Source organism: Aestuariibaculum scopimerae, assembly GCF_059428085.1.
In genome coordinates this window covers 3,017,303-3,039,741 of record NZ_CM182089.1, presented here as the reverse complement: position 1 = coordinate 3,039,741, position 22,439 = coordinate 3,017,303, and the positions used below count along the sequence as shown (strand labels likewise).

The 22,439-nt window shown below is 36.1% G+C and carries 18 protein-coding genes and 1 tRNA gene; 9 read left to right on the top strand and 10 right to left on the bottom strand.

Features of this window, described 5'->3' with window-relative positions:
* Positions 1–7 precede the first annotated feature (7 nt).
* Positions 8–421: a DsrE family protein gene (locus AC5SR4_RS13215; protein WP_495356747.1), complete on the top strand. Its 414-nt coding sequence runs from the start codon at positions 8–10 to the stop codon at positions 419–421.
* A 119-nt stretch (positions 422–540) separates the two neighbouring features.
* Positions 541–1,875, top strand: a complete 1,335-nt coding sequence (locus tag AC5SR4_RS13210) for an adenylate/guanylate cyclase domain-containing protein (protein ID WP_495356746.1) — start codon at positions 541–543, stop codon at positions 1,873–1,875.
* A gap of 17 nt (positions 1,876–1,892) precedes the next feature.
* On the opposite strand, the gene AC5SR4_RS13205 is transcribed toward AC5SR4_RS13210, so the two are convergent.
* Both AC5SR4_RS13205 and AC5SR4_RS13200 read right to left on the bottom strand, forming a co-directional pair.
* Positions 1,893–5,267 (bottom strand): tetratricopeptide repeat protein, encoded by a 3,375-nt coding sequence (locus tag AC5SR4_RS13205; RefSeq protein WP_495356745.1) that lies wholly within the window; start codon positions 5,265–5,267, stop codon positions 1,893–1,895.
* 106 nt (positions 5,268–5,373) lie between these two features.
* Entirely contained in the window at positions 5,374–6,216 is an 843-nt protein-coding gene (locus AC5SR4_RS13200) for a universal stress protein (protein WP_495356744.1), read from the bottom strand.
* A 250-nt stretch (positions 6,217–6,466) separates the two neighbouring features.
* Between AC5SR4_RS13200 and AC5SR4_RS13195 the strand changes: the two genes are divergently transcribed.
* The 4 genes from AC5SR4_RS13195 (at position 6,467) to AC5SR4_RS13180 (ending at position 9,910) form a co-directional block, all read left to right on the top strand.
* Entirely contained in the window at positions 6,467–7,234 is a 768-nt protein-coding gene (locus tag AC5SR4_RS13195; protein ID WP_495356743.1) for a DUF3108 domain-containing protein, read from the top strand.
* A gap of 6 nt (positions 7,235–7,240) precedes the next feature.
* A complete protein-coding gene (locus AC5SR4_RS13190) occupies positions 7,241–7,630 on the top strand; it encodes an FUSC family protein (RefSeq protein ID WP_495356742.1) in 390 nt (129 codons plus the stop codon).
* Between the two features lie 145 nt (positions 7,631–7,775).
* Entirely contained in the window at positions 7,776–8,828 is a 1,053-nt protein-coding gene (locus AC5SR4_RS13185; RefSeq protein WP_495356741.1) for a M28 family peptidase, read from the top strand.
* Between the two features lie 65 nt (positions 8,829–8,893).
* Positions 8,894–9,910 carry a M28 family metallopeptidase gene (locus AC5SR4_RS13180; RefSeq protein WP_495356740.1) on the top strand — a complete coding sequence of 339 codons (1,017 nt, stop codon included), beginning with the start codon at positions 8,894–8,896 and terminating at the stop codon, positions 9,908–9,910.
* A gap of 112 nt (positions 9,911–10,022) precedes the next feature.
* Here the strand turns inward: AC5SR4_RS13180 and AC5SR4_RS13175 are convergent.
* Positions 10,023–10,098 (bottom strand) — tRNA-His (locus AC5SR4_RS13175).
* A 94-nt stretch (positions 10,099–10,192) separates the two neighbouring features.
* Positions 10,193–10,912 (bottom strand): bacillithiol biosynthesis deacetylase BshB1, encoded by a 720-nt coding sequence (bshB1, locus tag AC5SR4_RS13170; protein ID WP_495356739.1) that lies wholly within the window; start codon positions 10,910–10,912, stop codon positions 10,193–10,195.
* A gap of 339 nt (positions 10,913–11,251) precedes the next feature.
* On the opposite strand from bshB1, the gene AC5SR4_RS13165 reads away from it, so the two are divergent.
* The 3 genes from AC5SR4_RS13165 to AC5SR4_RS13155 all read left to right on the top strand — a co-directional run bounded on the left by AC5SR4_RS13165 (position 11,252) and on the right by AC5SR4_RS13155 (position 15,509).
* Positions 11,252–13,093 carry an SLC13 family permease gene (locus AC5SR4_RS13165; protein WP_495356738.1) on the top strand — a complete coding sequence of 614 codons (1,842 nt, stop codon included), beginning with the start codon at positions 11,252–11,254 and terminating at the stop codon, positions 13,091–13,093.
* Between the two features lie 32 nt (positions 13,094–13,125).
* The gene (pckA, locus tag AC5SR4_RS13160; protein ID WP_495356737.1) at positions 13,126–14,757 is read left to right on the top strand and encodes a phosphoenolpyruvate carboxykinase (ATP); all 1,632 of its coding nucleotides are present in this window, start codon (positions 13,126–13,128) and stop codon (positions 14,755–14,757) included.
* Between the two features lie 77 nt (positions 14,758–14,834).
* On the top strand, positions 14,835–15,509 hold the full coding sequence (locus AC5SR4_RS13155) for a DUF2490 domain-containing protein (protein WP_495356736.1): 675 nt from the start codon (positions 14,835–14,837) through the stop codon (positions 15,507–15,509).
* Here AC5SR4_RS13155 and AC5SR4_RS13150 read toward each other — a convergent pair whose 3' ends face one another.
* The 6 genes from AC5SR4_RS13150 to AC5SR4_RS13125 form a co-directional block, all read right to left on the bottom strand.
* Positions 15,510–16,103: a TMEM175 family protein gene (locus AC5SR4_RS13150; RefSeq protein WP_495356735.1), complete on the bottom strand. Its 594-nt coding sequence runs from the start codon at positions 16,101–16,103 to the stop codon at positions 15,510–15,512.
* Positions 16,104–16,159: 56 nt separating this feature from the next.
* The gene (locus AC5SR4_RS13145; RefSeq protein WP_495356734.1) at positions 16,160–17,434 is read right to left on the bottom strand and encodes a bile acid:sodium symporter family protein; all 1,275 of its coding nucleotides are present in this window, start codon (positions 17,432–17,434) and stop codon (positions 16,160–16,162) included.
* A gap of 4 nt (positions 17,435–17,438) precedes the next feature.
* Complete coding sequence (locus tag AC5SR4_RS13140; protein ID WP_495356733.1) at positions 17,439–18,101, bottom strand: aspartate/glutamate racemase family protein; 663 nt, start codon at positions 18,099–18,101, stop codon at positions 17,439–17,441.
* 20 nt (positions 18,102–18,121) lie between these two features.
* Positions 18,122–19,489, bottom strand: a complete 1,368-nt coding sequence (locus AC5SR4_RS13135; protein ID WP_495356732.1) for a four-carbon acid sugar kinase family protein — start codon at positions 19,487–19,489, stop codon at positions 18,122–18,124.
* A 6-nt stretch (positions 19,490–19,495) separates the two neighbouring features.
* Positions 19,496–20,740: a ribulose-bisphosphate carboxylase large subunit family protein gene (locus AC5SR4_RS13130; RefSeq protein WP_495356731.1), complete on the bottom strand. Its 1,245-nt coding sequence runs from the start codon at positions 20,738–20,740 to the stop codon at positions 19,496–19,498.
* Positions 20,741–20,850: 110 nt separating this feature from the next.
* Complete coding sequence (locus AC5SR4_RS13125; RefSeq protein ID WP_495356730.1) at positions 20,851–22,257, bottom strand: MATE family efflux transporter; 1,407 nt, start codon at positions 22,255–22,257, stop codon at positions 20,851–20,853.
* Positions 22,258–22,439 lie beyond the last annotated feature (182 nt).

The following is a 22,439-nucleotide window of genomic DNA, read 5'->3' as shown; positions in this document are numbered from 1 at the left end:
CAATATTATGAAACTATTTATAAATTTATTGTGGGCATGTATAATCACTACCATGTCCTTTGCACAAGAAAAGCCTGTTAAAATTGTATTTGATGTTACAAGTGACAATACAAATGTTCATAAATCGACCGTAAGACATGTAAAAGCTATGTCTAATGCCTATCCAAATTCAAAGTTTGAAGTTGTTATGTATAGCGGTGCTATGGACATGGTACTTAAAAACAAATCGGCTGTTGCGGAAGATATAGCCAAACTCGTAGAAAAAGACAATATCGATTTTGTTATTTGCGAAGGTACAATGAAGCGTCATAAAACAGATACATCCGATCTTATTGAAGGCGTTAAAACCGTACCAGATGGTATTCTAGAAATTGTATCGAAACAGCAGGAAGGCTGGGGATACATTAAAGAAAGTCAATGAAAGATTGCACTATAAATCCTATAAGGGAACTTGGCAAAAAACAAGTTCCCCTTCTAGGTTTAAAAGTTATATTGTAACTTTCCAAAACCTTTAATTAACTTTTTAATCTTAAAACAATAATGGCTGAAGTTACCCAACCAATCATTACATATAGTGGTATCAATCAAAAAATAACTTATGATGACCCCGATTCCACCATATTAGAATGCTCTATAAAAAACCAAATCCCTCATATTCATGAATGTGGAGGCAATGGCAAATGTACTACTTGCCGTATTCGGGTATTATCAGGTCATGACAACATAAACCCTCGTAGTTTTTCCGAACAAGAAATAGCTAGATCACGAAAATGGGACCCTTCTATTAGGCTTGCTTGCCAATGCTACGTTAAGGGCGATGTTAGTATTCAAAGGCTTGTATGGACAAGTTCTGAAGTAAATAAACTCCAACTAGAAACTGTTCCGGATGGTACTGCTGAAGAGCGCGCTATAGCCATTCTATTTTGTGATATTCGTGGTTTTACTAAAATGGCTTCTGAAAATACCACATTTGATATGGCCCACATTTTAAATCGATTTTATACTGTACTTGGGGATCCCATTTTAATTAATAATGGTATTATTTATCAGTATGTTGGTGACGAAATTATTGGGCTTTTTGGTGTTTCTGGTGGTCTACGTGAAAAAAATTGTACCGATGCCATAAGAGCTGCACTAGGCATGCAATATGCTATAGAACGACTAAACCGTATGGAACTTGTTGATTTTGATATTTCGCTAAGGTTAGGTATAGGGATAAATTTTGGGAAGGCTTACATTGGGCATTTAGGACACCCCAAACATAAACAATTTGCCGTTGTTGGCGACCCAGTTAATACCGCTAGTCGCATTCAATCTTTTAATAAAGAAGCCCAAACCAAAATTCTAATATCCGCATCCATACTCTCAAGTGTGAAAAATGACTTTTTAGATATTGGCAAGGAGTTTAACACACAAATGGCCGGCCATAGCCACGAAACTAAAATTTATGAACTTAAGGGGTTTAAGGGCATGGATGTTCAATTAGAATTACAACATTCCCTTGATTATTTACTTAGAAACGAAGATGAATTCGCTAGTAAATTTTATAATAAAGTATTTGAAAAAGAACCAGCGTTAAAATCTTTATTCTCAAAGAGTATAACTGCGCAAGGTAGGTTATTAACCCATATGTTAGGGGGTATTGTGTATTCTATGAGCAGACCAGAACATTTAAACTTGGGGTTAAAAATGTTAGGGGAAAGCCATTCTAGATATGGTGTAACCGAAGCGCACTACCCTATTGTTCTTGAAGCAATGCTTGAAACTATTCGTGAAGAATTGGGAGAGCTGAGCAATAAAAATCTAATGCAAGCATGGGAAAAAGCCTTGACCATCGTGACATCTGAAATGAAAAAACATGCCAATACAGATTAGCCTCCAATTATAAGGAATTATTTTACATGCATGGTATTAACCATGTCCCAATCTTCCGGTGCTCCTGAAATTGTATATTCAGCCGATTTTGTCATAAAATATTTTGCCACTTTATCATTTGGGTTTTTAGCTAGTACATTATCAAATAACGCGGATGCTTTGGGGAATTCTTTATTAAAAAAGTGTTTCATACCCGTTTCAAAAGTTTCAAGTGTGCTTAACTTAAGAGCTATAATATTATCTTCATCCCCATCAAAACATTCATAAATACCAACAACCTGATTTTTCCCTTTAACCTTTACCTTTCCTAAAAATCTAAAATGATAAGCTTCTTTGTTTGTAATGGTTTGTAAGCCATCGGCACTAATAATAATATTGGCTCCATAATATTTAGTTACGCCTTCCATACGTGACGCTGTATTAACAGTATCAGCAATAATAGCAGTATCATTTCTGTATGTGTCGCCTATAATTCCCATAACCAGTGTTCCTGTATGCAAGCCCATTCCAACAGATATAGGCTCATAGCCTTCTGCAATGCGTCTTTTATTATATTTTATAACCATCTTCTGCATATCTATAGAAGCCTGAAGTGCATAATTTGCATTTTCAGGAAATAATGCCATAATACCATCACCTAAGTACTGATTTACAAAACCTTTATTTTTTTGTATCAATGGCCCCATTCTACCCACATAGGCATTAACAAACTTAAAATTTTGTTCTGGTGTCATAGATTCAGATAAATTGGTATAATCTCTAACATCGGTAAATAAAACGGTTACTTTCTTTTCAATATGGTCACCCAAAACAACTTCTGTAATAGCATCTCTTCCAACCGATTTTAAAAATTCTGATGGCACAAAGCGACTAGTCGCTTTGTGAATACCATTAAGATTGAGATGGGTTTTAATTCTGCTCAACAATTCATTTTTAGAAAATGGTTTTGTTAAATAATCGTTAGCCCCAACGTTAAAGCCCGTTACTAAATCACTTACTCTATTCTTAGCAGTTAATAGCACAATAGGTAATTCGCCAGCAGAATATGTTCTTCTTATGGTTTCGCAAACTTCATACCCTGACATATTTGGCATCATAATATCCAAGAGTATTAAGTCAAAACTTTTATTATCTATAAGTTTTAAAGCTTCTTTACCACTGTTTGCTTCAACAACACTATAACCAGCTACTTTTAAATGATTTTCCAGCACTCTCCTATTAATAGGCTCATCATCTACCACTAATATTGTGATATTAGAATTTTGTTTATCTGTATTTGCAATTTCATTCTCGACAATGTCGTTTTTTATATTTTGAACGGGTGCATCCAAGCTGTTTACAATTCTCTGATCAATAGCTATGCGCTCTTTTTTACTTAAAGGCAAAGTAAATACAAATGTTGATCCCTTATGTAATTTAGAGCGTACCGCAATAGTTCCCCCATGCAATTCTACCAGTTGTTTTGTAACAGACAACCCTAAACCTGTTCCTGTATATTGCCTTTCAATGGAACCATCAATTTGTTCAAAAGACTTAAAAATGGTATCAAACTTATCTTCTGAAATGCCTATACCTGTATCAGAAATTGAAACCGATAGCATCCCATTCGTTACTTCTGCATAAATTTCAACGGTTCCTTTTTCGGTAAACTTAATGGCATTACCTATAAGGTTGTATAATATTTGTTGAAGTCTGTTTTCATCGGCTTCAACCAAGGGAATATCTCTAGGAATGCTATTTAATAGTTTAAGCGCTTTACCTTTAGCTAAGGATTCTGAAACTTTTAAAACCAAATCAGTTACTGAATACAAATCAACTGCTTGAAAAGATAACACTAAGTCTTTATTCTTCAGTTTTGAAAAATCAAGGATATCATTTACCAAATTAGACAGGCGCTTTCCACTATTGGCTATCATATCCAAATTTTCAATAGCTTGAGGTGGTAATTTGCCTGCTGCACCATCTTTTAAGGATTCTGAAAGTCCAATAATTCCATTAAGGGGTGTACGTAATTCATGGGATGTATTAGCTAAAAACTGATCCTTAAGTTGGTCTATCTGCTTTAATTTGGCAATAACGTTACGCTCTTGCTTTAATTTAATACTCTTCTGCCTAGAACGCCAATAAACACCGCCTACAAACAACAATCCAATAGTACCAAAAATAACTAGGTTTACTTTATTACGCTGTTTACTTAAGTTTTCAGCATGACGCAATTCTTGTGCTGCTTTTTGATTATTGAACGCTATACTATCAGCCATTTGTTGTCTTGCAAACTGATATTGCATTTCTTGTCGAGTAATGGCCTGTGTTTTTTCGTTATTGAACAACGAGTCTTTTGCTGTAATTGATTGCTTGTAATAAAACAGTGATTTGTTATAATCTCCTAACCTTTCCCAAATGGTACTTAAACATTCACTCGATTCTTTAATAGCAATCAATACCCCCATTTCTTTGGCTAAAGCCAAACTCTTCTCACAATCAGCTTTAGCCAGTGTGTACTTTTTTAATCTTAAATAGCAACCTCCACCTCTATACAAATACGCACTTATAAGCCCTTCTCTATCACCAATACTGCTTTTTATATCTATGCTTTTATTTAAATACTCTAAAGCTTTTAAAGGTTCTCCTTTCATGTTATACAACTCTCCTATATTACTATATGCCCTAGTTATAAGCCTTTTATCATTCAAACTCTCTGCAAATTCAATGCTCAACAAAAAGTTATCGAGTGCTAAATCAAACTTTTTCTCATTGTTATAAACCAAACCTACGTTATTGTAAGCATTAGATAAGGCTCGCTTATCACCTAACCTTTTTTTTAACTCTAAACTATACTTGTAATATTCCAAAGCCTTGTCTTGGTTATGCTGCCGTATAAACACATTACCTAAGTTATTAGTAAGACGCGCCATATTAACGGTATCCTTTATAGCTTCGGCTAATTTTAAACCTTTTAACTCGTACTCTAAAGCCTTTGTAAAATTTCCCAACTCATAATAAGCAGTTCCAATATTGTTATATGTGGTGGCCATTCCCTTTTTATCACCTAAAGCCTCCACAATTGAATGGCTTTCATAAAATAATTTCAAAGCCTCTATAAAATTGCCTTGAAATGCATAAGTATTACCAATATAACGCCGTATCGTAGCTTCCCAAGATTTTTTGTTCTTATCTATAGCATAATCCAATACACTATTGCCAAAAGACCTAGCACTATCTATATTTTGCCTAAACAGTAGCATAAAAGCATCTAGCCCAGCTTCAAACCTCAAAGAATCATTTACCTTGGTGTTTTTAAAAGTTACTTGTAAACTATCAAGGGTTGAATTCTGTCCGTGTGCTTTGCAAAAGCAAATAAGCAAAGCCAAAATAAATAGCTTGCATTTCATTGAGAATACGGTTTGGTTGATAATGTGCCTAAAGTTAATACTATAAAAATAATTATTTATCAACTTTTATCCACAAAATACTGTATTACAGCCAAATCCATATATTCTATGTGCTTTTTGGAATAACCAAGAAAGGAATATTGATGTTAAACGCAAAAGTTTCAACTATAAGACGATTGAACAAGCGCTCAAAAAATGAATGTTTTTTATTAACCATACTTATCAATTCCACATTATTGTTTACAATATAATTATTAATAACATTAAAAACATTTTTGGTGTCTGAGTTAATATATTTATAGTGGGCGTCTTTAAAATGTGATTTAAAAAAGTCAATGTTCTGATCTAATTCCATGGCAAAATTACCGTCACAAATAACATGCAAAACACTTAGTTTGCTTTTATTTAACCTAACTAGGTCTCTAAGCGGTAAAATATCATTGTCTACATAAGGTGTTTGAAAGCTTGTAGTAAACGTAATTTCTTTTAAACCTGAATACGTGCATTGGTCTGGTATAGCCAACACCGGTATTTCACAGCGTTGCATCACACTCGCTGTATTGCTTCCAAAAATAACCTGCTTTAAACCTGTAGCACCTTTGGTACCCATAATAATTAAATCCACTTGATGGGTTTCTGAAACTTGATTTATAGAATCAATGAAATTATCATAATCAACCAAAGCATGGAATGTATGCTTATCATTATTGTACTTTTTTTGTGTTTTAGTAATAATATTGGCTAATGATTTTTTTGCAGCATCTACGATAGTACTATATATTGTTGCTGATGAATTAACCACCAATAAATCATCTGAAATAAACGACGAGGCTTTTTGCACATTAAGCAACCAAAAATCACATTCCACTTCCCGAAACATGTCCATAGCATAGTTTATGGCATTTATCGAATTTTTAGAAAAGTCCGTAGGCAATAATATTGTTTTCATGGCTAAAATTTTGATTCTGTTTTCCACCTTAAAAGTCTACCACAAATGTTTCGACTTTTTGCAAACATTTAAAGCACCTGTATCAACTATGTAAAAATAAAGAGGTTAACAAAAAAAAACTATGATAATTATCAGGTATAAAGAATAACACCTATATGTATAAATAAAAATTAGTATAATATCTTAAAGCATTGTATTTTCGGCACAATAAATGTTAATTTATTACTTATAACCTATAACTTAATTCTACATGATGCGTATATCATTACTTTTTGCCCTACTGGTAACTTATATACTTGGTGCCCAAAACAATGCAATAGCAGCTGGAGAAACACTTACCTACACAGCTTCTTATAATATGTCTGGTATTTTAACAGATATTGCCCAGATAACCATGGAAACCAGTACCGTTAAAACTTCAAAAGCAACCTTAATGCGACTTAAATGTACTGCAGCCACCTATAGTAAATGGGATAATTTTTTTAAAATTAGAGATTTATATGAAAGCTATGTAAGCCCCAGTAGCCTAACTCCTTATCTATACACAAGAGATATTAATGAGGGCAGCTACTACAAGTACATGAAATATACATTTAGCCATAAGACCAAAACGGTGAAATCCTTACAGAAAAAAAGAAATAATAAAGAAGAAGCCAAAACAATACCCATTAATTCTGGGACCAAAGATATTGTATCTACCTTATACGCCATTAGGCTTATCGATTATAAAAATCTATCTGTAGGTACAAAAAAAACATTTGTTATATTATTTGATAGAGAAGAAATTAAAGGTCAAATCACCTATTTGGGAAAGGAGACCTTAAGTACTGCCATAGGTAAAAAAGAATGTTATAAACTGGTTGTTGGTTCTAGCGAATCAAATGTGCTTCAAGGAAAAAACAGCAATCTAATCTGGTTAACAGCCGATGATAATAAAATTCTTGTTTACGGCAAATTTAAAATTCCCGTTGGCAATGGTGAACTTAAAATTAAATCGGCAACAGGATTAAAAAACTAGTATAAAATGAAAAAAACATTTACCATTCTGTCTATAATAGCATCTGTATTGGCTATTATATTATCAGTGCTCCCCATTTCAAATTTAGCCATCATTCCTGCTGCTGGGGCCCTTGTTTTTGGCTTGGTTGCTTTTTACTTATCAAAAAAGTCCGGCCATGTAAAAAAAATTATTCAATTCACCTTTTTACTAACCATTGTAGCTTTATCCATTACCATTTATAAAGCCATATTTTCAGTTTCCGAAGTAACTGATACACAAATGTTGGAAGCCAAAGAGACGAAATTTGAAGAAGAGGCCATTGAGGAATTGGAAAATTTGGATATTGAAGGCCTTGATGATGAGGCTATTGATATTGACATTACTGAAATAGATGAATTGGACTCTGAAAATTAATTTTACAAAAGACAAAAACTTAGTAAGTAATTTCGTCTTTTGTTGTATATTTGTCGCTGCTAATCAACAATCAACAAAATAAACGTTTTCCTGTCCCAGAGAATGTTTTATTGTAAGTTGCTATCAATAAAATGTTTACACATACATGAAAACCTTTTGCATACTCTCAGCATTTATATTAATAGGCACTTGCGCAACTCCCAAGTACTCTACAAGAATCCAGAATCTTAAGGACAGTATTAAACTAACAGATAGTACAGTAGTAACTAACTATGCTAATACAATTACTGCAAAAGAGCTAGAAACACATTTATACAAATTTTCATCAAAAGAATTTGAAGGCAGGAAAAGTGGTGAATCAGGCCATAAAAAAGCAGCGCAGCTTTTAAAATTGTATTATCAAACTGAGAACATACCCTCTCCTTTTGGGAATTCCAACTACTATCAAACCGTTCCAAAGAAATTTTTATCTGAAGAAGTTAATGCCTCCCAAAATGTCCTAGCCTATGTTGAAGGAACAAAATATCCTGAAGATATAATTATAATTTCAGCTCATTTAGACCATCTTGGCATTAATGAAAATGGACAAATTAACTATGGCGCAGATGATAATGGCTCTGGTACAGTAGCACTTATGGAAATGGCACAAGCTTTTAATATGGCAAAAAAAGAAGGTCATGGCCCTAAACGAAGTATCTTGTTTTTGCACTTAACAGGTGAAGAGCTTGGCATTAAAGGATCAGCTTTTTATACTAATTACCCTGTATTTCCATTAGAAAACACTCTGGCCAACTTAAATATTGACATGATAGGTCGTATAGATAAAATACACGAAAACAACCAAAACTATATATATCTAATAGGCTCTAACCGATTAAGTAAAGAGCTGCATTATATTTCAGAAAAAATTAACGACACCCATTTTAACATCGATTTAGACTATAGATATAATGAAGAAAATGATAGCAATAATTATTATTCCAGGTCAGACCACTACAACTTTGCAATGCACGGCATACCTGTTATTTTTTATTTTAATGGTGAACATGAAGACTATCACTTGCCTTCAGACACTCCAGATAAAATAGCATATAACCTCCTAGAAAAGCGAACAAAACTTATATTTGTTACTGCATGGCAAATAGCTAACCAAGAACATCGATTATTACCCGATAAAGATAACCAACTGTTAAAATAACTAAAAAACGCCTATTTCTATAGATTCATTTTTGTAATATCGCAAAAACATAAATTATTACATAAATGCAAAGAATATTCATTATCCTAATGACTACAGTTTTTATAATGTCCTGTAGCTCATCCCAGAACAAAAATGGTATAAAAGACCATGCCAATGTTATTGATTATGCCAATACCATAACTGCTTCAGATTTAAAGGAAGCACTTTACACTTATGCTTCAGATGAATTTGAAGGGAGAGAAACTGGTGAACCAGGGCAAAAGAAAGCTGTCGAGTTTTTGAAAGACCACTATGTAAAATGGGGTATCCCGTCCCCTATTTCTGAAGGAGACTACTTCCAGGAAATCCCAGAGTCTTTTTTTTCAGGCAAAGCAAAAGCTTCTGAAAATGTATTGGCCTATATAAAAGGTTCTGAAAAACCTGATGAAGTTATTATTATATCTGCGCATTTAGACCATGTTGGAGTTAATAAAAATGGTGACATTAACAATGGAGCTGATGATGATGGCTCTGGTACCGTTGCTATTTTAGAGATTGCCCAGGCATTCAAAAAAGCGGCTGATGAAGGACATGGTCCTAAACGCAGCATCTTGTTTCTTCATGTTACAGGTGAAGAGATTGGTTTATTTGGATCGCGCTACTACACGGATATAGATCCTATCTTTCCTTTAAAAAATACCGTTGCTGATTTAAATATTGATATGATTGGGCGTGTAGACCCGAAACACGAAAACAATCGTAATTATGTGTATTTAATAGGATCTGACAAACTAAGTCAAGAATTACACGATATTTCCGAAGCGGTAAACTCTAAGTACTTCAATATTGATTTAGACTATACATATAATGATGATAATGACCCGAACCGTTTTTACTATCGTTCCGACCATTATAACTTTGCTAAAAACAATATCCCTGTGATTTTCTATTTTAACGGAACACACGCCGATTATCACAAACCAACAGATACTCCTGATAAAATCCAATATGACTTATTGGAAACACGTGCCCGTTTGGTGTTCTGTACGGCTTGGGAATTAGCTAATAGAGAAGAACGCATTAAAGTCGATAAAAAATAAAGACTCTTAATCGCTATAATACAAAGCCCCCTCAGTTTTTAAAAACTGAGGGGGCTTTTCTTAAATAAAAACACAAAAAAAGCCTCTCAATTTCTTGAAAGGCTTAACTTTTGGGTGGAAGACCGGGCTCGAACCGGCGACCCTTGGTACCACAAACCAATGCTCTAACCAACTGAGCTACAACCACCATGTAGCATGCATTATAAATGCGAGTGCAAATGTAACTGATTTCAGTTTTTCTACAAAACCTTTTTTAATATTTTAATAACTTAGTTCTAGTACTTACTTTAAATCAAATAAGCTATCAACAGCAACGTAACGTTCAACATTAAATCCTTCTGCATGTTCAACACCAATCAAACGCCCTAAATCCCTAGCTCTATACTTAATACTATCTGTAAAGTTTTTACTAGAAATAGGGGTTGTAGGCTCTTTGCTATTTTCATTATAAAACTGGGTTTTATAAGCCATTACTGCCTGCATCTTTATGTCTATAAAATCTGAGACATCTACCACAAAGTCAGGTTCTAAATTTTTCCATTGTATAAAGTGATATACTTGCTTTGGGCGCCAAGGTTCTTGCAATTTTCCTTGTTCAGATTTTGTTTCAATTTTAACCAAACCACTTAAAAAACAAGCATCACTAACTAACTTACCACCTTTACCATGATCTATATGCCTATCGTCCATGGCATTACAAATTACTATATCTGGTTGATACTGGCGTATTTTTTTTATAAGTGCTAACTGGTGCTCTTTATCATTAACGAAAAAACCATCAGCAAACTCCATGTTCTCGCGTACAGACACATTAAGTATCCTTGCTGCTTCCTCAGACTCTTCATTTCTGGTATCTACGGTACCACGTGTTCCCAATTCACCACGAGTTAAATCTATAACCCCTATAGTTTTACCTTTTGCTGTTTCTTTTGCTATAGTTGCACCACAACCTAGTTCAACATCATCGGGATGCGCCCCAATAGCAAGTATATCTAGTTTCATACTGTTGATTATTAATTCATTCTGGTAATAAAACCCACTCTAAATTTATTGAAATTTGATGTTACTTAAACAACACTTTTTGTTTTATTTTAAAACTTATAATGTTATGCAGCTCTTAATTTTACGCAAATTTACTATAATACTACAAAATCTTAATTACGAATACGTTTTCGTTTACCTAATTCATACATTTTTACATCTTAAAACGACAATATATTAAAAATGAATCACTCTAAAAAAGCATGACATTCGTCATGCTTTCAAGCCATACTAGTCTGTAACTTTATAGTAAGCAATTGACACATTATATCGTGTAAAATTAACAAACAATCCTTAGATATGATTTATTTAATGCTCCTCATTTTAGTTATCACAATAAGTCTATTTGTTTGGGGTAAATTCACACCAGATATTGTAGCTCTTATATCTATGTTAAGCTTGTTTTTAACAGGTATTCTAGACGCAAATGAAACACTAAGTGGCTTTAGCAACCCAACCGTTATTATGATTGCAGCCTTATTTATAATTGGTGAAGGCATCGCACAAACTGGCTGGACAGCTATGGCCGGAAAAAAATTTGTTGAATGGGCAGGTAAAAGCATTCCAAAATTACTAATAATAATAACTCTTGGCGCAGGTGTTTTATCTGGTTTTGTAAGTAACACCGGTACTGTTGCCACATTAATGCCGCTCACTATATCATCTGCTTGGAGCATAGGTACTTTACCCTCTAAAATGCTAATGCCAGTAGCATTCGGATCTAATACTGGCGGATTGTTAACACTTACTGGTACGCCTCCAAATATTATAGCTAGCAACGCATTAGTCGATGCTGGGTATGAAGGCTTTTCATTCTTTGAATTTGCTTTAATAGGATTGCCTATCTTAGTTATTGCCTTGTTATATTTTAGATATATAGGTTATAAACTCCTTCCAAAAAACAAAACAAACAATAAACCTGTAAACATAGAATCTACAATGCATAACTGGATAGATGCGTATAAAGTTGATAACGATTATTACAGGTTACGTATTCGATCTCTATCTCCATTAATTAATACCAAACTTGAAGACTGGCATTTTGAAAAAACATATAATGTTTCCATTATCCGAATTAAACGTAGGCACCCAAATGTTCTAAAAGGCATCCATACATTTGAAGAATTCCCCAATCCAAAAACGCCTCTTTATTACCATGACATCCTAACCGTGAAAGGCGAAACAGAGGCCATTAACAAACTCATGATAACATTTAGGTTGGGTTTATTACCTCTTGAGCCAATTACAGATGAATTAAAACATAATTTAATTAACCAAGAGGTTGGCATGACCGAAGTGATTGTAAACCCAAACTCAATGCTAGTTGGTAGGAAGTACAAATTAGGAGACTACTTCAAACGATTTGGCATTCAATTACTGGCAGCTTCTAGAAACAATAAACCATTACAAGAGAAGGAAATTACTGTAAAAGCTGGAGATGCTTTTCTAATACGTGGCACTTGGGAACATATAGAAGACCTAAAAAAACAACACGAACACTTAGTAATTATTGGAAGTCCAGAGGGCATGGCTAAAAATGTTGAAAACCTGAATATCAAGTCTTATATAGCATTAGCTTCTTTAGTGTTAATGATTCTATTAATGGTGTTTAAAGTAGTGCCTGGAGCTATAGCTGCTCTAATCTCTGCAGGTGTTGTTATGCTAACAGGTTGTGTTCCTATTGCAAAGGCTTACAAAGGTATTAGCTGGACAAGTGTTATTATGATTGCAGCCATGATACCCATGGGCATTGCACTACAAAAAACAGGCACTGCACAATTAATTGCCACTAGTTTGGTGAACAATTTAGGCACTATACACCCTATTGTATTATTAGGAGGTATTTTTTTACTAACAACAACATTTAGTCAGGTTATCAACAATTCAGCAACAGCTGTATTAATGGCACCAATAGCTATGCTAGCCGCCAGTTCACTAAACTTGTCTCCAGAACCCTTTATGATTGTAATTGCAATAAGCGCATCAACAGCATTTTTAACCCCTATTGGCACTACAACAAATGCTATGGTAATGACTGCCGGAGGATATAAGTTTATAGATTACCTTAAAGTTGGAGCCCCTTTATTGTTATTTCTATTCATCATTACGTTAATACTTGTGCCAATTATATGGCCTTTTTAAAATAAATTATTAAGAACTTAAATATTAGTAAAATGAATGATTTACAAACCTTAGAAACACATATGAGTTTAGAATCATATGGCTTAAAAAATGTAGATGTGCATTGGAACTTACCTCCCGAGGTGTTACAAAAAATTACCATAGAAAAAAATATGGGTAAAGAAACTGCAAATGGAACACTTGCCATCAATACAGGAAAATTTACTGGGCGATCACCTCAAGATCGTTTTATAGTAAAAGACAACTACACAAACAAAAAAGTTTGGTGGGGAAAAACCAACAAACCTATCTCTAATGAAAACTTTAAAAAACTTAAAGACCAGGTTATTAAATACCTTTCAGGAAAAGAACTTTACGCCAGAGATGGTTATGTATGTGCCGATCCCGAATTTAGAACAAACATCCGTACTATAACAGAATTCCCTTGGTCTAACCTGTTTGTTTACAATATGTTTCTGCGCCCCAGTAAAAGAGAATTGAAAAACTTCAAAGAAGATTGGTTAATTCTTTGTGCCCCAGGGTATGTTTGTCCAAATCCATCGGATTACGGTTTACGCCAAGGAAACTTTTCAATTATAAACTTTACCGAAAAAATAGCTCTTATAGGAGGCTCTGCCTATACCGGTGAAATGAAGAAAGGGATTTTCTCTGCGCTTAATCTGATTTTACCCATCGAAAAAAATGTACTGCCCATGCATTGTTCTGCCAATGTAGGCAAAAAAGGGGATACAGCTATTTTCTTTGGATTATCTGGAACAGGAAAAACAACGCTTTCTGCAGATCCGGAGAGAAAGCTCATAGGTGATGATGAACATGGCTGGACCAAAGACAATATCATTTTTAATTTTGAAGGCGGATGTTATGCAAAGGTCATTGACTTATCAGAAGAAAAAGAACCCGATATTTTTAGAGCAATAAGACCAGGTGCTTTACTTGAAAATGTGGTAATTAAAGACAATGGCGAAGTAGATTATATGGATAGTAGTATTACCCAAAACACACGCGTTAGCTATCCCATTTATCATATAGACAATATTCAGGAAACCTTGTATGCAAACAATCCTAAGAATATCTTTTTCTTAACCTGTGATGCCTTTGGGGTATTACCTCCTGTATCTAAACTTACGCCTGGCCAAGCAGCATACCATTTTATATCTGGATACACGGCCAAAGTAGCAGGAACTGAAGCGGGAATTACAGAACCTGTCCCATCATTCTCTGCTTGTTTTGGAGAACCCTTTATGCCACTACATCCAACTGTTTATGGTGAAATGCTAAGCAAAAAAATGCAAGATGCTGGTGTTAATGTATGGCTTATTAATACAGGATGGAGTGCTGGTCCCTACGGTGTTGGCTCTAGAATTAAGTTAAAATATACCAGAGCCATGATTACAGCTATTCTTAATGGTGAATTAGATCATGTAGATTATGAGCAAAACCCCATTTTTGGATTATTCATGCCTAAATACTGCCCTCATGTACCATCAGAAATGCTAGATCCTATGAATACTTGGCTGCAAAAAGGTGCCTATATTGGCAAAGCCATTCAATTAGCACACTCATTCCACTTAAACTTTGAGAAATTTGCTCATCAGGCATCTCAGCAAATTATTGAAGGTGGACCTTTAATTGATGAGCATCATCATTTAGAAGAACACATATAATCAAGATTCATAGATAGCTTTAGAAGGAGCTCCGCAATAGAGCTCCTTCTATATTGTTTAGTCTCAATAATAAAACCATGAAGCAAGTTTTAATTAGCATTTTTCTTTGTTTAGCCATCCATGTTAGCCATGCACAAAAGTCGCCAGAAAACAAACTAGGCACATGGTACATGCTCGATGTTAATCATAGAGTTGCTGATAAATTTTGTATAAAAACAGGGTTTCAACTACGCTCATTTGAAGTTATTAATAACATGAACCTTCTTCTTTATTATACTGGCGCAGTGTACTATCCTAGCAAGAATACCACATTAACCCTAGCATATTGCTATTTAGATATTGATAAAACATTTGCCTCTGTTGGCTACCCACACCTTTATGAAAATAGGTTTTATGAGCAATTAAGCTACAAACATCTGTTAGTAAAATTCAATATCCTTCATAGACTACGATTAGAGCATCGCTTTTTAAACTTTACACACGAGCATAATAACGAACACCGCATACGGTATAGGTTAGGGCCAAAAATAAAATTGAATAACTGGTTGTTCTTAAATATAAACAATGAATTCTTTGCCAATCTAAAAGGTGATGTTTTTACCGAAAACCGATTGTACATGGCATTTGGTGCACACCTATCCAAAAGCCATCATATTCAAATAGGTTATTTAAACCATAAGATAAATGGTTTAAACCTACATAGGCTTCAAATTGGGTTATACATTAAAACCGATCTTAGAAAAAAAACTTAGTTATTTACCCGCAAGTTCCTTTTTAAGCGCATTTTCAATCCGCCTATCAGGTATAAGCCATATAACAGCTACCAATATAAACATAAAACCGCTAATCCACACATTCAGGAAAGCTGAAACAATGCCTATAATATAGAGTACAGGCGAAGCTTTACCTTTTAAGTCTTTCCCCAATGCTTTGGCTAATATGGAATTGGCACCATGACTTTTTATAATCAAGTACTGAAGTATAAAATAAGCAATGGCTGCCCCCAGTAGTACAATACCATATAAAAATACTGAGGCCGAAGTAAAATGGTTTTCTCCCATCCACCCGGTTACAAAAGGAACCAAAGACAACCAAAACAATAAATGCATATTAGCCCAAAGCACACTACCTGTAACGTGTTTTACAGTTTGCATCATGTGGTGGTGGTTGTTCCAGTATATGGCTATATAAATAAAGCTCAATACATAGCTACTAAATACGGGTAATAAGGGTATCAAATCTTCAAAAGTACCTCCGTGTGGTACTTTTAACTCCAATACCATAATGGTAATTATTATGGCCAGAACACCATCTGTAAAAGCTTCTAATCTTCCTTTAGTCATCATAGTAAAGATTATTAAACATCAAGAAATGCGGTTTTAAGACTTCTAATTTACAAATTTTACAATTCACCTTCTTTTCTTTTCCGCCAATAGTTTCCTAATAAAGAGCCTGAGATATTCATCCACGGACTGAAGATAGCTGCAGCCAAACCAACCGTAGCCAATTTACCCATAGCACCTGCCAAACCGGAAGCCATACCACCATTTTGCAACCCCACCTCTAAAGCTACTGTTCTACAGGAGTTCTTGTCCATACCCAAAGCTTTACTAATACCATAGCCAAAGACATACCCCAAAGTATTGTGCAAAATAGATGCTAATAAAATAAACACACCTACAGTTAAGATATTATCCCTGCTGGCGGCTGTAGTAACCGTTGTAAAATAGATAATACCGAACATAGATAGTATGGGCATAAAACCATGAATACCTGAACGCCATGAAACCAAATTGTAATACAGTTTCCCTACAATGACAGCTCCAAACATAAAATTAATAAGACTTACAATAAGCATAGTACCTTCCGAGAGGTGTTCTGATAAATAATCCCACATACCAAAGCCCATTATAGCTAACCAGCCCAGAGCAATGTAAAAGCACACTACAATAGGTTTCCTGGAATTCTTAAAGTTCTTTGCATAAGCATCGTACAATAAAGCAGCTCCTATAGGCACAATAACAATCTTGATGATTTGCGCACACATAGTAAGAAAATCAATTTCCACATAGGTTCCTGCCAACAGTTTCATCATTAAAGGCGTCATAATTGGTGCCAGTAAAGTTGCTACAGCTGTTAGGGTAACAGACAATGTTAAATTAGCACGTGCTATAAACACCATAACGTTCGATGCCAGACCACTGGAACATGATCCTATTAATATAATCCCTGCTGCAATCTCTGGTTCGAAATTAAAAATCCGTGTTAAACCATATCCCACAAAGGGCATGATAGTAAATTGGCAAAGCACCCCCACAAGCACACCTTTCCCCATGGTTTTAATCCCATAGAAATCCTGGATACTCATTTGTGTTCCCATACCAAACATCACCACTTGCACCACAATGAGGATTAACCACTTATTACGTAAATCGAAATCACCCCAATGTAAAAACGCATCCGGGTAAAACATACCACATACAATAGCTACAAGAATCCAGGCGGTATATTGATAACTCTTGAGGGCTTCCAAAGCACCTATCCCAATAGCTAATAATACTGCACTAGCAACAGCCAAAGGTGCCACCAGAGTTTCTTGGCTTATTATCAAAACCACTGCCAGCAAGGCAACTGTTACCATTGCTAACCATAACGTATATTTTCTTAGCTGCTGCATCCGGTTACAAGACTTCTGCCAGGTAAGCCATGGCAATATCCGGACTCGCTAAAATAGGTACTTTTTTATCAGCTTCATCCAATTGTCCTACTACTCGGGCCATAGATGCCTGTGCTAATAAAATAACATCTACTTCTTCTGCTAAAGCTTTTAAGGCTTTGGCCACCATGGTATCATGCACTTCTGGTTTACCCCCCATGAGTGCATCAAAAGCGCCTTCACAGAGCTTAGATATAATTGTTACTTCCTTTCCTAAGGCAATAGCACGTCTTCTTACCAAATCGCTGGTAGGCTCTAATGTTGTGGGCAGTGTAGCAATAACCCCAATCCGACTCCCGGACAATACCGCTTTATCTGCCATAGGTTGATCTACACGCAATACAGGCACCTTGGTAAGTGGCGCCGCACTTTCTACAGCTGCTCCTATAGACGAGCAGGTTACCATAATATAATCGGCACCGGCTTGTTCTGCCGACCCGACATAATCCACAACACGTCGGGAGGTATCCGGAGTCACCTGTCCACGCTCAATCGTATTCTTAATCAGGCTATCATCTACAATATTAAATATTTTAATATCCTTCCCTTTTAAATGTTTATCTATCAACTCCTGAAACACAGGTACCAAGGTAGCCGATGTATGTATGAGTGCTAATGTTTTTGACATAATTGTATTTATTTAATAATTTATACTGTTATTTTTCCTCGTTGTAATGCGCCAAAATAAGAGGCATCACCTACTTGACCGCCTTTTAAATTAACTTCGGTATTATGAACTGGTGAATGGGGGGCATAAGCCCGGCACAGGGGCGCTCCTACATAAATAGGTGCGATCATTTCTACAGCAACAATCCCCAGCTCCCTAGCTACATAACTAGAGGTGTCACCGCCCGCAATGACCAACCGATCTACCGATATTTGTTCTAAAGCCCCTTTGGCCGATTGCCCCAATATTTTACCAAAGCGTTTCGCCGTTTGGGAGCGCAGGACGGAAGCGGTTTTTACCCGCGGATCGTCCGGACCTTTAGATGTATGCAATACCACACTTTTGCCAATCTTCAAAGCATTGGCAATACGGTTTTGGTATTCCTCAATTAACCGGGCTTCCGTAGCGTCATTCTCTAAAACTGCCATATCTACAGGAATGTCCTCAAAACCATTGGCAATAGCCCAATCAATTTGTGATGCTGTAACAGGCGATACACTACCAGACAATACCAAAAGCGGTTTGCTTTCTTCTAAAAGTGTCCAATCATAATGTTTTTGGAGCTTATTTTGGGTTTCCCAAAAGTCTCCCAGAGCTTTTTCAACACCAGAAGAACCTACTAAAAATAGCGGTTTATTTTTAACAACACAGCCATCTATTACTTGGCCAATGGTTTGCATTTGGGCTTCGTACATGGCATCAAAGAACACCAAGGATTTCCCATCGTTTATTTCGTTTTGAAGTTTTGTTTCAATATCGGGTACCGACTTTTCTAAATCTACCAAATCAATCAGTCCCATTGGTACATCAATTTGTTTAGCCAAATGCTTTCTTAAATCGCTTTCTGTAGCGGGTGTTGTGGGATGTTTGCTCATAGACGGATGCCTATCCAAACGATAAATAGTTCCCTGACTACCAATCCCCATACGCGCATAAAGGTTTCCAAAGGCTGAATAGCGTCCCAAATTGGGAGCAGCGACTAGAATGGGTATTATATTATTTTTAAAAACCTGCTGTCCCACTTTAATAGCTGTTCCTATATTACCAATATCAGGTGATGAATCAAAAGTAGAACACACTTTATAGTGCACATGTCTGGGTTTTAATGCTTTCAGAGCTTTAAACGACTCATTCAGAGTTTTTTGCATCGCTTCAGGAGCCATCGCCCGGGTCATTCCCGCAATACCTATAGCATCTAAATTCGGGAATTGCTTCAATAATTCGGGGGTTGGATTTTCAAGAAACAGTACTGTTTTAGCTCCGGCGCGACTCAAAAACTCCAAAGCATCAGTAGAGCCTGTAAAATCATCACCATAAAAGGCCAATAAAAGATTGTTTTTCTGTCGCATAGGTTTTTAACTTCCGAATTTAACAACCGATTCCCTAAATTCCTTGTATTGTTTGGCCGTGGCTTCCAAGCTCATACCTTTTACTGCGGAATCCCAGGCCTGATGTAGCGCTTTAACGCCACCTGTAGGACCGGAAGGATGTGCCATAATACCACCCCCGGCCATATATAGCAAATCGGTGGTTTGTGTACGGCGGTAAGTTTCAAAGGCTTGTCCGCCCCACTGTCCCGAAGACACTACAGGTAACACGGACGGATTATTTAAAAAGGGTGTATGGCATGATTTAATGGAACGCACTACAGAGTCATCTGACTCCCAAAATTTATTCTTAATACCATTTACGTGCATTTGGTCGACACCTGCCAAACGCCATATTTTATTATATGCCGGGAAATTAATACCTAAAAGCGGATGGCGGTTTAGCATGCCCCAGCCATTTCTATGGCCATGAATACTAAGACCTCCCCAACGACACACCTCTCTAACACCGGCCCACCCTACACTATTAATGCTTACCATTGCACAAATACCTCCTGCATTTAATACGGTTTCGTAATTGGATTGCATGGTTCGAATATCACCGGAGATATTGAATGCATACATAATCTGCTTCCCGGTTTTATCAGCAAAGGCGTTAATAACTGCCATAATAGTTTCCACACGCTCCATAAAAGGCGAATTGGCTGAAGACCCTAAAAGCTCATCATCCTTAATAAAGTCAATCCCCGCCTCGGCCAGGGTCTTTACCAAATTAGCGGTGTACTCGGGTGTCAAACCTACACTGGGTTTAATAATAGTACCAATCATAGGACGTTCTGAACCCACACCAGCCAAATCCTTAGTGCCTTGCATACCAAACTTAGGGCCTCTAAAGTGATCTTTAAAGGAATCTGGTAATTTAAAATCATCCAACTTAAGTCCGGTAAATTGTTTCAGCTCATACAAATTACCTTGTAAAGTTGACACAAGCATGGGTACATTATAGCCAAAATTCTCAATAGACCAAGATACAGTTACCTTGGCTTGCTTATAAACTTTACCTGTAATGGCATCGCCGGGCATACTGGGTGTGTCTACTTCATCCAACAGTTCAATATGCTCTACCCTGGCTGCAAAACGTGTTTTAAGCGCATCGGTTTCTCCTGGTACCGAAACAAATGTTCCACTAGACTGCTCCCCTGCCAATACTGCTGCAGCTTGTTCAACTTCATAAGGGGTTTCAATAAGGTAAGTTGCTGTTATTCTTTCCATGTCATATCATCGTTCTCCATGTGTTTTGTAAAAATCACCAATATTTTTATTAAGGCTATCCTGCTGTAACCTGCTAGGGTAAACATATGTAACCTAAAAAAGCAAAGGCACTATACTTCAACCGTTTTCCAAGCACCTTTTTTAAAGCAAACAATTGCTACAATAGCAATTAATATTTCTGCCAGGGTAATGGCCCAAAATACACCAGCAGGTCCAAAATCCAAGGTAAGTGCCATAACGTAAGCAAAAGGAAGTTGCAACAACCAAAAGCACACAAAATTTATGTACGTAGGTGTTTTGGTATCGCCAGCACCATTAAAAGCATTTATAACAACCATACCGTACCCATAGAATATATATCCCGAAGCGATAACACGTAAACACAAACTTCCATATTTTACAACATCGGGGGTGGTGTTAAACAATGCAATTATTTTAGGAGCGAACAGTAAATAAATAACGGATACCATACCCATAAATATAGCACTATACTTACCGGTTTTCCATACCGATAATTCTGCCCTATCGGGCTTTTTAGCCCCTAGGTTTTGCCCAACCAGCGTAGCAGCTGCATTGCTCAAGCCCCAAGCGGGCATGAGTGTAAACATCATAACTCGAATGGCAATGGTGTAACCAGCTAAAACCTCACTGCCAAATTCGCTCATAATACGCATTAAAAACACCCAGGATGACGTACCTATTAAAAACTGCCCAATACCACCCAAGGAAACTTTTATTAAATTAAACATGATCTTAAAGCGAAGTACCAGATCTTTAATACCAATTTTTATCTTACTAAATCCAAAGAACAGGATACCCAGCTGAAATAATACAGCAGTACCACGCCCAATGGTTGTAGCTATGGCCGCTCCCTCCACACCATGGGCTTTTATAGGACCAAAACCAAAGATAAATATGGGATCTAAAATAATGTTTAGGCCGTTAGATAAAATTAAGGTCCACATAGCTACCGAAGCATTACCTGCCCCGCGAAACACCGCATTGATTAAAAACAAAAGCATTACGGTAAAGTTACCACCCAAAAGCACTTTGGTATAGCCATAGCCTTCGGCTATCAAATCTGGTTCGCCACCCATAAGTTCCAGTATTTCCCTAGGATATATAATACCTATGGCACTGATGATGGCTGCCACAAAAATACCAAGAAAAATAACCTGTACAGTGGCATTGGCTGCTCCTTGTATATCGGTTTCGCCAACACGCCTAGCCACAACAGCTGTTGCCGCCATACTTAAACCTATAGATACGGCATATACCAAGGTAATTACAGATTCGGTTAAACCAATAGTAGCTACGGCATTAACACTTACTCTAGCTACATACATAATATCTACCAAAGCAAAAACCGACTCCATGAGCATTTCTAAAATCATAGGAATGGCCAACATAAAAACGGCACGTCGTATACTGCTTGTGGTAAATTCTTGTTCTTTGCCTGTAACGGCTATCTTAAAATATTGAAGAAATTGTTTAAAGGAAATTTTATTTGATTGCATTTTAAATCATATCATAATATATAAACTTAGCCTAACATGTAAATGCTAGACCCTTTTTGTTCGAGACTTACCCGAAAATGTCTATAAGTTTATTTTTAAACAATCATAGAAACAAATATGGTTATTTTATTTAATACTGCAAAATACTTTTTGGGCTGTTTTGTTGTATTCTTATATCTTCG